Genomic DNA, 9,755 nt, shown 5'->3' on the forward strand with positions numbered 1-9,755 from the left:
CCCTGAAGTTAGGGTCAGGACAACCCTCGAATATGAGCCGGAGGAATACGACCCCTATCCGTCGAGGTGGAAGCGGTCGGACATGCGCCGCAGCTTCTCCCGCGTGGCTGCTCGTTCCGCGTAGACGATGCTGCGAAGCGTCGAACGGGCGATGGGGTGGTTCCGTACGAGCTGGGGCGCGATCCGCTCGGCGGTTTCCAGCTCAGCCAGGGCCTTGGTCCGGTTTCCGTCCCACAGCCAGGCTCGCGCGACATCCATGTGGTGGTGACCCTGACGGGAGTTGGGTAGCGTTCCCACCAGTTCCGGGCTGGTACGGCGGTTTATCTCCAGCGCCTTGCCCTGCTTACCCATTTCCAGGGCCACGCTGATCGCGTGGATCTGCACGTTCCCGGCGGAGAACGTCAGCGAATGCCGGTCGTACACCGGTGCCCCGACATACGCGTCCATGCGCTCGGCAGCAGCCTTCGCGTGTCGGATCCGGTCCTCGGCCTCCGAGGCGCGGCCGGCTCGGGCGGCAGAGACCGCGGCCCGCAGCTGCAGCGTGCCCCAGGCCCGCACGGCCAGCTGCTCGCCACGGTCGTACTCCTGCTCCACCGAGGTGATCGCCTTGTCCGAGAGTGCCAGAGCGTCGGCCCAGTCAGCCGTCGCCCACATGTCCCAGACTCTCATCCAGTCGGCGACGGCAGGCAGCACCGGATCTCCCGACAACCTGGCTGACCAGGCGGCGCGCTCGCAGGCCATAGCGACCAGTTCGGGGTGTCCGAGGGAGTGGGCGGCGGTGTGCGCGAACTTGCAGCACACGGCGTAGATGGCGTACGCCTCCTCCCGCTCGTGCCCCTCCGACTCCTCCGCCAGGGCGCGCGCCTCGCGGAACAGGTCTGGGAGAACCCGGAGAATCGCCACGTTGGAAGCGGTGTCCCGCAGGCGGTGAAGCCGGGTCACCTCACTCCACAGCTGTGATGCGGGCCGCGGGGCCCCGTCGAAGACGGGGACGAGGTCGTAGCGACGCAGCTCGCGCAGGATCGACGAGGCGGCGACCTGCCACTGGTTGTTGTCGGGGGAGCTGCTGTACGGGCGTCCGATCAGGTCGTTCGGATGGATGTGCAGTTCCGCGGCCACCTGGTTGAGCAGCCCGACCCGGTCCAGCTCGATCAGGCCACGTTCCATCTTCGACACCCAGCCCTGCGACTTCCCCAGGGCTGTCGCCAGGTCGGCCTGCGGTATGCCCAACCGCAGCCTCGCCCTGCGAACGCGCTTGCCGATCTCCTCGGCTTCCTCCAGCATCAGGACACCTCCCGGCCGCCGGACGATCCGGCGCGATCGCCGGTCTGTCCGTACAGAGTTCGTCTCCAGCACGGTACCCATGACGCGGCTTGCGCGTGAGACGAGCGGCCGGGGCAGGGCTGCAACAGCCGTGTTACCCGCTTCGCCATGAAGGGCCAACACGAGGCAGGGGGACTTTTGCCCTATCGGCGACCGGCCGGTCCGAGCCAGGTGCCCAGTCCTCCGCCGTTACTGCTCCACGACAGCGGATCATGTTGATAAGGAACACACCACGTCGCATTTCACCGGAGGCAGCCAGTGACCGTCGTGACCGTCTTGCACCCGGGATCGATGGGCGCGGCGGTCATCGCGGAGTTAGTCGCCAGCGGCCATGAGGTGCTGTGGGTACCCAAGGAGCGCAGCGAGAACACGTGGCGCCGCGCGAGGGAGGCCCGCGCCACACCTTGCGACTCGCTCGCGGAAGCGCTGTCCCGTAGCGCGGTCGTTCTCTCGGTCTGCCCACCGCAGGCGGCGGAGGACGTGGCAGCGGCCGTGGCTGTGCACGCCTTCGCGGGGGTGTACGTCGATGTCAATGCCATCAGTCCCCAGCGCGTGCGGCGCATCGCCGACGACATCCGTCCCGGATTTGAGGTCGTCGATGGTGCCGTCTTCGGTCCGCCGCCAGGTGAAGGGCGTACGGCACGGCTCTATCTCGCTGGGGCCGGCCCCGCCGTCGACCTGGTGGAGCCTCTGTTCGCGAACTCCTCGCTGGATGTGCTCCGGGCAGGCGAGGCCATCGGTTCCGCTTCCGCCCTGAAGATGGCCTTCGCCAGTTACCAGAAGGCCGCTCGTACTCTCGCAGGGGTCTCCCACGCGCTCGCACACGCTCATGGCGTCGGCGACCAGCTCACGGCTGAAGCCGAGATCATGTTCTCTGCGATCCTCTCCGATCCGGGATACCTGCCGAGCGTGGCTGCCAGGGCCTGGCGCTGGGCGCCCGAGATGGAAGAGGTCGCCGATACCCTCCGGGCGGCCGACCTGCCCGCGGACATGGCCGAGGCCACGGCTCGGGCCCTTTCGTTCTGGGAGCAGGACAAGGACCAGTACGACTTGCCGGTCGCGCAGGTCCTCTCTCAGCTCCGGTCGGGAAGAACCGCTTGACCCCTGCTCCCGCTGAGAGTGCCTGCCCAGGGCTGATCACCTACGCCGAGGCCGAGAGGTAGCGGTGGGTGCGGCCGGTGTCGCAGGCTGCGGGAGAGCTACGGGGCGTAGGACGGTGCTACGTGCCTGTGCCGCCTGAGCTTGCCGGCTTGGAGCGGGCCTCTGTGAGAGCCGTTGTACGCGCCAGGCCAGTGTGCGTGCTGGGGAGCGGGCGTCGTCGAGGGCGCGTTCGTCTGCTGCCTGCTGCAATAGCCGGCCGGGATCGTGGCCTGCGGTCTCCGCGGCGGCCAATGCGGTGGTCAGCGCATCGGTGGCGGGGTCGGCGAGGATTTCGTCGGCGTGTGCGGGGGCAGTCTGGCGGATGAGCTGGGCGTACCGGACCGCGACCTTCTGAGGCGGTCGACGCTGGCCGGCGGCAAGCAGGTGCCCGGATGAGGTTCGCTCGTAGGCGGCCTGGAGGTGGAGCAGAGTCTGGTGGGCGGCTGCGGTCTGCTGGGTGTGCTGTCGTTGGTCGTGCCAGCGGGCGGCGGCGATGACGGCCAGGAGCGCGGCATCGAGGAACATCGCCAGGAGAGCTCCGTCCTTGGGTGATGGCTCGCGGAGCATAGATTTCACTGCCCCGCGCAGGGCACGGGCGTGGTTGTGTTCGGCGTGGATACGTGAACGGGTTGCCCGTTCGAAGGCGGAGGCTGCCGCACGGAGTTCGGCGCGGATGTCGGGCGGTGCGGTGAGGGATACGGCGTCGAGTGCTTCGCCGAGGGCGGCCAGGTGGGCCTGGGAGGCTTCGGCGTCGGGTTGGTCGAGGTGGTGGGGGATGCGTTCTGTGGCTGCGGTGGCTTGGTGCCACGAGTGCGGCTGGAGATGCCCGTTGGGATTGCCGGCCGGGACGTCGGCTGCGGCGAGACGGCTCTGGATCTTGGGGAGGGAGAGGTCCGGTGACAGCGTGGAGTCGGAGAACCACACCGGTTCCCCTTCGGTGTTCGTGTCGTCTTCCAGGGCGACTTTGTAGCCGCGTGGTTCTCCGGAGGGAAAGTGCAGGACCTCGACGAGGACGCCGTTGGTGCGGGTGAGTAGAGCGAGGAACTCCTCGGTGTTGGTGGCGGCAGCCGCTGCTGTGCGGACAAGGGTGCGCAGGCGTACGCGGGCGGGCTTGTCGTGGCCGGTCCGGTAGGCCTTCTCCTGCTCGGCGCGGGTGGGCCGTTTCGCGGCGGTGCGGTCTCCGCGTACGACTTGGAAGAGGCCGTATTCCTTCTCGCTGGCTGCGAGTTCGCGGTCGGCGGTGAGGTAGTCGTTCCAGTGGCGTGCGGTGCGCAGGTCGCCTCGGATTTTGGTGGCGGCGATGTGGATGTGGTCGTCGGCATGCCGGACGGCGACCCATCGGCAGCCGTCCGGATCGTCTGTCGGTGCGATGCCGGTCGCTGTGACGACACGGCGGGCGATGTCCGCCCATTCGGCGTCGTCGAGGGTGCGGTCGCCGGGTGCGGCGCGGACGGAGCAGTGCCACACGTGCTGCTTCGGGGCCCGGCGGAGTCGCCTGGCCTGCTGGACGCGTAGGTCGAGGTCGGCCACGAGGAGCTTCTTCGTGGCGGCGGTGTCGTCGGTGCGGCCGGGGTCGGGTGCGAAGCCGTCCCAGGAGGCGACGAGGTGCGGGTCGGTGTGCTCGTTGGCCCGGCCGGGGCCGTAGAGGTAACGGATGAGGCCGGCGGTGCTCTTGCCGCTGCTGATTTTCGCGATCACCGTGGCCCCTTTGTGGCGGCGGCCTGGGTGGTGGCTGCTGCGATGTGGCGGACGGCGGTGCCGGCCGTGCCGAGGACGCGCTCTGCATGGTCGAGGAGTGCGGTGTCCCCAGGGTGTGGGCGGTCGCCGGAGTTGAGCTTCTTGGCGATCTGGTTGATGTTGTGGCCGATCTTGGCGACCTCGCCTCGGAGGGCGGTGAGTTCGTCGATGTAGTCGTCGAGCTGTGTGCGCTGGCCGGGCAGTGCGAGGTCTCCGTGGATGTGGGCCATGACGACGGCGCCGACGTAGTGGGCGGCGGCGATGTTCAGCGACCGGGCCACGGCGAGGATCGCTGTCTTCTCGTCGGTGCTGTAGCGGACGTCGACGCGTTCTTTGCGCTGGGTCTCTTTGCGCTGACGGCGGCGGGAGAGTCGGTGCAGTGCGGCGGCTTCGGCGGCACGCTGAGGCAGCACGGTACGGGTGGCGGTGTCGACGGGCTTGTTCCGGTCGGGTGCCCCCTGGCGCCCGGGCTCCTCCGCCACCCCTGGGGCGGATGCATCTGCGTTGGACCGGCCTGTGGACGGTCCAACGCCATACCTTGCTCCGCCTGATGCCGGGGTGGCGGTCATCTGTTGCTGCGCTGATGAGGGTTCGGGGTCGAGGCCGTGCATGGGGGCTCCTGCAAGCGGTGGTGGAGGGAGAGGGCCCGTTCCTCCCGTGCTGATTCACGGGAGGAACGGGCTGGGGTGACGTGGGTGCGGGGTTCAGCCGGTGCTTGTGGTGACGGCGTCGAGTTCGGCCTGCAGCAGGTCCTTGACCTCGTCCAGGCGGCTCCGGGAAATCCCGAAACCCTGGTCCCTGACGGCCTTCTCGATGTTGCGCCGGGAGGCTCGGCCAGCTCGCCCGAGGGGAGCCGTGCGGCCGATGGCCACGGCCTGCTCCAGGGAAACGCTTGACTGTTTGCCTCCCGGCTTACCGGGCTGCTGCGGCACATCGGTGTCCGTGGCGTCTGGCGGCGCGAGCTCGCCGATCGTGTGTTCCGCGGCGGGTTCGTGGCGGTCGGCGGCCGTGGGGCGACGGGCGACGAGGAGGTAGAAGTGGACGGCTCCGGCCAGGGCGAGTGGGGCGATGGCGGAGATGACTCCGACGGTGATGTTGTCGAGGGCGAGGCTGGTGTGGCGGGTCTGCTGGTTGAGGCGGACGGCGTGCAGGACGTTGGCCCAGATGCTTGTGGCGGTGGCGACGCCGACCAAGGCGGAGACGTAGAGGCGGGCGGAAAGAGGCGCGGTCCGCAGGACGAGCAGGGCGCCGATCCCGATGGCGATGAACCCGTCGATGACGAGCGGGAAGGCGTAGGTGAGCGCCGGGTGGATGTGGCTGGCGGCGGCCATCTGACGCAGCGCGTCGTAGGACAGTGCGAAGGCGGCCACGGCCAGCAGCGACACACCCGTGCGGATCGCGGTAGCCAGCGGCAGTGGGGCGGATGGCGCTGCGGCGATGGTGGGGGAGGACAAAGGGAAACACTCCAGAAGTGCAGGGTGCGGGGTGTGGCTGAGGTGGCCCTGAGGGCGGGGACAACCCGTCGCGACTCGTCGCGTGCCTGGTCAGGACCGGTACGAGTGCGGCGGTGATGACGAGTCGACTCGTCACCGGACCTCGACTCGTCACCGCGCTGACCTGCGCGGAGACGAGTCGCGACGGGTCGTGCCGGGTCAGGCCCTGGTCGTCGTTTCGGGCGTGGGCTCGGGGCAGTAGCGGGCCCAGGAATCGGTGAACTGCACGCGGGTGAAGCCCTTGGCCTGGACGTTGCCGTGGAAACGGCGGGTGGCCGAGCTGATGCCGTACTCCCTCAGTAGGAGTTGCAGGCCCCGAGGGGTCAGGCCGTTGGCGGTGTACTCCGCCCAGGGCGTCTCGTCGTCCTGGTTGAGGATGTCGAGGAGTCGGCTGGTGCGGAGCGCCGGCGGGTTGCCTTCAGTGGTGAAGGCGCGGCGGATGTCGGCCAGCAGGCGAATGCCCAGGCTGCTGCGGTCCTGGTCGTGCTCGGCTTCGTGCTTGGCCATGATCTGGCAGGCGGTGCGGGCAAGGCCCGGCCATGCTCCGCCGGCGAGGTCGGCAACGCTCACCAGCGGCTGCCATGTGTCGGCCGCCCGGTCTTCGACCGGCATGGCCGGTGTCAGCTCCATCGCCTCGGTGTGCAGGGGAGTCAGCCAGGCGACGAGCCGGTCACGCAGCGCGTGGAGGGGCGGGGTGTCACGGAAAGTACGGAACTCCGCCACCTTCTCGCCCGGCCTGCGGCGCCGCATCCGGATCACGATCGACCGGTCCATGATCGTGTCCGGCAGGTCGCCAATGCCGGCGAGGGCCGCCATGGCGAACGTGGGGAACTTCGAGACCTCGTGGTTGGGTCCGGAAACCCGCAGGGTGGGGCGGTTGCGCTGGTGCCCCGCGTTGAGCAGGCCGCGCATCTCCTCGTTCTTCTCCGCGACCTTCGCGGAGCCGAAGAGAGTGTCGGCCTCGTCGACCAGCAGGGTGGGCGGTGTGGCGGTGATCGACCGGAACACCGCGGCGGCCGACGCGTTGACCGTGATCAAGGGATCGTGAACGCTCTCGGTGATCACGTCCAGCAGCCGCGACTTGCCGCACCGCTTCGCCGGCCCCACGACGGCCAGTCGCGGAGCGTGCTGCCACGCCGTCTGCAAGTGCGTAGCCGCAACCCACAGGGTCACAGCTGTGAAAGCCTCCCCGCTCGGCAGTACGACGTAGCGGCGAATCTGCTCCCGCAGCTCCGCGAGCACCGCCTCGCCCTCGGACGCCGGAGCGGGTTCGGGCTCCTCTGCGGGCGGCGGTACGGGCTCGGCGGGGCGGCCGGGTATGGCCACCGGCGGCCATACGGCGGCGGTGTTCGGAAGGGATGGCGTGCCCTGGGCGGGATCGTCCATACTGGACATGTAGCTCCTCCGCTTGCGGGCCAATGGGACGGCAATCCCGGCCTCGCAGGTCAGTCGTTCAGGGATGGGCGGCATGAGGTTTGCGCTCTGAGCCCCTCGGTGTTGGGTCACCGGGGGGCTTTTTGTATGTCGGGGCTGGTTGAAGGCATGCCTCAGCGGATCGGTGCGGTCTGCTGGGGGGCTTTACAGTACCACGGACTATGCGGATCGCATAGAGCTATGCGATCCGCAGAACGGATGCTAATCTTGTTCCATGCCGCACAACCGGCGGTACACGCAGCGAACGGGAGGAGGGAGCGATGCCGGATGACGAGGAAAGCCTTGAGGGCGTGCTCCTCAGCGGCGAGGAGAACGCCGCTGTGCGGGTCAAACTGGAGCGCGAGAAACGCGGCTGGAGCACCACCACGCTGTCCGACCGCATGAACGACGTCGGCTTCGACATGAACCCGTCTGCAGTCTGGCGCATCGAGAACCGCAAGCGCCGGATCAACCTCGATGAGGCCATCGGCTTCGCCGAGATCTTCGGCATCCCGCTCAGCAACTTCGTCGGGCCGCCCAGCCTGGCGACCATGGGCCGTGCCATGGAGCTGATCGACAACGTCGTCGCCGCCTACAGAGCCTCCAACCGTGCTAACCACGAGGCACGCAAGGCCCGCGACCAGCTCGACGCCTATCTCGCCGACCACCCGGACATCCGCGAAGAGGCTGACGTGATGGTCTCCAACGCCATCGCCACCGAACTGATGAAGAGCAACGAAGAGTACGGGCCCGCCTCGGACTCATAGCGGCCCACTCCACCTGGCGCAGCGGGAACGCAAACCCTCGCTGTGGCCTTCCTGCCCATCCCATCCCTGAACGACATGAGGCCAGGCCCGGGGTTGCCGCCCCATCCGCCGGCCAGAACCGGAGCACTCACTTGCGCCCTTCGGCGATACCGCACGCCCCCGTTAAGCACCCGCGACCGCAGGGGGAGGTGACCACTACCGACACCCTCCTCACCGTGGAACAGGCTGCCGAACGCCTCGGCACCGGCGTGCGCTTCATCCGGCGACTCATCCAGGAGCGCCGCATCCGCTACGTCAAGCTCGGCAAGCCCGTACGCATCCCCGAGAGCGCCATCGGCGCGTACATCGAGGAGCGCACCGTTCCGACTCTCGGCGACGCGCGTTCCCGCTTCGGGAAGGCCGCCTGATGGCCGCCCGGAAGCCGCAGCGGCGACGTGAATTCGGCACCGTCCGTCAGCTCCCGTCGGGGCGGTGGCAGATCCGCTACTGGGCTCCGGACGGCAGCCGTCGCACCGCCCCGGAGACCTTCGAGACGCGCACCGAGGCCCAGACCTGGCTCACGCTCACCCAGGCCGACATCGAGCGCAAGCACTGGGTTGATCCCGATGCTGGCTCGATCAATTTCGAGACGTACGCCATGAAGTGGGTCGAGGAGCGCGGGCTCTCCGCCACCACGGAGGAGCTGTACCGCAGGCTCCTGCGCCTGCACCTGCTGCCCGCGTTCGCCTCGGTGAACCTGGATGACATCACGCCGCCGGGCGTGCGCACCTGGCGGGTCGAGCGGCTAGGGACTACCGGTGCGACGACCGTCGCCAAGTCCTACCGCCTACTCAAGGCCATCATGGAGACGGCGGCCGACGACGAGCTGATCCGCCGCAACCCCTGCCGGATCAGGGGCGCCGGCAGCGAGAACGCCAAGGAACGCCCGACGGCCACTGTCGAACAGGTCGACGCGCTCGCTGACGCCATGGGACCGAGGTGGCGGCTGATGGTCTACTTCGGCGCCTACGGGCCCATGCGCCCGGAAGAACAGGCCGCCCTCCGGCGCCCCGACGTCACTCTCGAACCTCTCGCGGTCAAGGTCCGTGACGCCGCGCCCGAGCTGACCAGCGGCCGTCGCGTCGAGGGCGACACCAAGTCGGCCGCCGGAAGGCGAACCGTCTTCCTCCCGGCCTTCCTGTACATCGAGGTGAAGCGTCACCTCGATTGGTACGCCGAGAAGGAACCCGACGGGCTCCTGTTCGTCGGGGAGAGGGGCGCCCCCTTCCGCCGGTCCACCTTCGGCCGCAAGTGGCGCAGGGCCCGGACCGAGGTCGGCCTGCCGGAGGGCTTCCGCTTCTACGACCTCCGGCACACCGGCCACACCCTGTCCACTCAGTCCGGCGCCACGCTCAAGGACACGATGGTCCGCGCCGGCCAGTCCTCGGAGAAGGCGGCGCTGATCTATCAGCATTCTGACGACGGACGTCAGCAGGAGATCGCCAGCAGCATCGACACGCGCGTCTGCGCCGCCCGCGAGAAGGCAGCAGCCATGTAGCCCAGGCGTCTTCGGGGAGCGTGATGCTTCACCAGCGGTGGGGTCCGGTGAAGCATCACGGTGGATCGCACGGGGGTAGCACTCTGGACAGCTGCGTTCCACTTGCCGGCGCCAGCCAGAAGACTCAGGTAGCTGGCCGCGTCAGGTGGCGCCGCCTCTTGGGGCAGGCTACTTACCGGATGGGTGTCCGAACAGTTCGACTCGGGGTGTGAGTCAGGGGCTGAGGTGGTGACGCCGTGAGCGAATACTTAGAAGTCATCTCATTTGGCGAGCCTGCGGTAGCAGATGAGGGTGCAGGCGATGCTGGTGAAGGCCAGGAAGTGGTCGGCCTTGCGTTCGTAGCGA

Annotated in this window: 9 protein-coding genes; 4 read left to right on the forward strand and 5 right to left on the reverse strand. The window is 68.6% G+C overall.

The features are described from left to right. Nucleotides 1–54: 54 nt before the first annotated feature. Nucleotides 55–1,284 carry a helix-turn-helix domain-containing protein gene (locus tag ACZ6S6_RS18875; RefSeq protein WP_469706280.1) on the reverse strand — a complete coding sequence of 410 codons (1,230 nt, stop codon included), beginning with the start codon at nt 1,282–1,284 and terminating at the stop codon, nt 55–57. 297 nt (nt 1,285–1,581) lie between these two features. Between ACZ6S6_RS18875 and ACZ6S6_RS18880 the strand changes: the two genes are divergently transcribed. Continuing rightward, nucleotides 1,582–2,424, forward strand: a complete 843-nt coding sequence (locus ACZ6S6_RS18880; RefSeq protein WP_469706281.1) for an NAD(P)-dependent oxidoreductase — start codon at nt 1,582–1,584, stop codon at nt 2,422–2,424. A 36-nt stretch (nt 2,425–2,460) separates the two neighbouring features. Here the strand turns inward: ACZ6S6_RS18880 and ACZ6S6_RS18885 are convergent, their stop codons facing one another. The 4 genes from ACZ6S6_RS18885 to ACZ6S6_RS18900 form a co-directional block, all read right to left on the reverse strand. Continuing rightward, nucleotides 2,461–4,161 carry a relaxase/mobilization nuclease domain-containing protein gene (locus tag ACZ6S6_RS18885; RefSeq protein WP_469706282.1) on the reverse strand — a complete coding sequence of 567 codons (1,701 nt, stop codon included), beginning with the start codon at nt 4,159–4,161 and terminating at the stop codon, nt 2,461–2,463. Continuing rightward, on the reverse strand, nt 4,158–4,682 hold the full coding sequence (mobC, locus tag ACZ6S6_RS18890; RefSeq protein WP_469706283.1) for a plasmid mobilization relaxosome protein MobC: 525 nt from the start codon (nt 4,680–4,682) through the stop codon (nt 4,158–4,160). The genes ACZ6S6_RS18885 and mobC overlap by 4 nt, the downstream gene beginning before the upstream one ends. A 222-nt stretch (nt 4,683–4,904) precedes the next feature. Next, nucleotides 4,905–5,654 (reverse strand): DUF2637 domain-containing protein, encoded by a 750-nt coding sequence (locus ACZ6S6_RS18895; RefSeq protein ID WP_469706284.1) that lies wholly within the window; start codon nt 5,652–5,654, stop codon nt 4,905–4,907. Nucleotides 5,655–5,852: 198 nt separating this feature from the next. Further along, on the reverse strand, nt 5,853–7,079 hold the full coding sequence (locus ACZ6S6_RS18900; RefSeq protein ID WP_469706298.1) for a DUF3631 domain-containing protein: 1,227 nt from the start codon (nt 7,077–7,079) through the stop codon (nt 5,853–5,855). 308 nt (nt 7,080–7,387) lie between these two features. Here ACZ6S6_RS18900 and ACZ6S6_RS18905 point away from each other — a divergent pair, with 308 nt between their 5' ends. From ACZ6S6_RS18905 to ACZ6S6_RS18915, 3 genes are all read left to right on the forward strand, one after another. Continuing rightward, nucleotides 7,388–7,873 (forward strand): helix-turn-helix domain-containing protein, encoded by a 486-nt coding sequence (locus ACZ6S6_RS18905; RefSeq protein WP_469706285.1) that lies wholly within the window; start codon nt 7,388–7,390, stop codon nt 7,871–7,873. Between the two features lie 188 nt (nt 7,874–8,061). After that, entirely contained in the window at nt 8,062–8,280 is a 219-nt protein-coding gene (locus tag ACZ6S6_RS18910; protein ID WP_402141653.1) for a helix-turn-helix domain-containing protein, read from the forward strand. After that, on the forward strand, nt 8,280–9,410 hold the full coding sequence (locus ACZ6S6_RS18915; protein ID WP_469706286.1) for a tyrosine-type recombinase/integrase: 1,131 nt from the start codon (nt 8,280–8,282) through the stop codon (nt 9,408–9,410). Before ACZ6S6_RS18910 ends, ACZ6S6_RS18915 begins: the two co-directional genes overlap by 1 nt. Nucleotides 9,411–9,755 lie beyond the last annotated feature (345 nt).

The sequence above is a fragment of the Streptomyces sp. NPDC048671 genome, assembly GCF_055587045.1.

Excerpts from the sequence above, each read along its gene's own strand:
- ACZ6S6_RS18915 (WP_469706286.1), top strand. The coding sequence starts at position 8,280 with ATGGCCGCCCGGAAGCCGCAGCGGCGACGTGAATTCGGCACCGTCCGT.
- ACZ6S6_RS18905 (WP_469706285.1), top strand. The coding sequence starts at position 7,388 with ATGCCGGATGACGAGGAAAGCCTTGAGGGCGTGCTCCTCAGCGGCGAG.
- ACZ6S6_RS18875 (WP_469706280.1), bottom strand. The coding sequence starts at position 1,284 with ATGCTGGAGGAAGCCGAGGAGATCGGCAAGCGCGTTCGCAGGGCGAGG.
- ACZ6S6_RS18900 (WP_469706298.1), bottom strand. The coding sequence starts at position 7,079 with ATGGACGATCCCGCCCAGGGCACGCCATCCCTTCCGAACACCGCCGCC.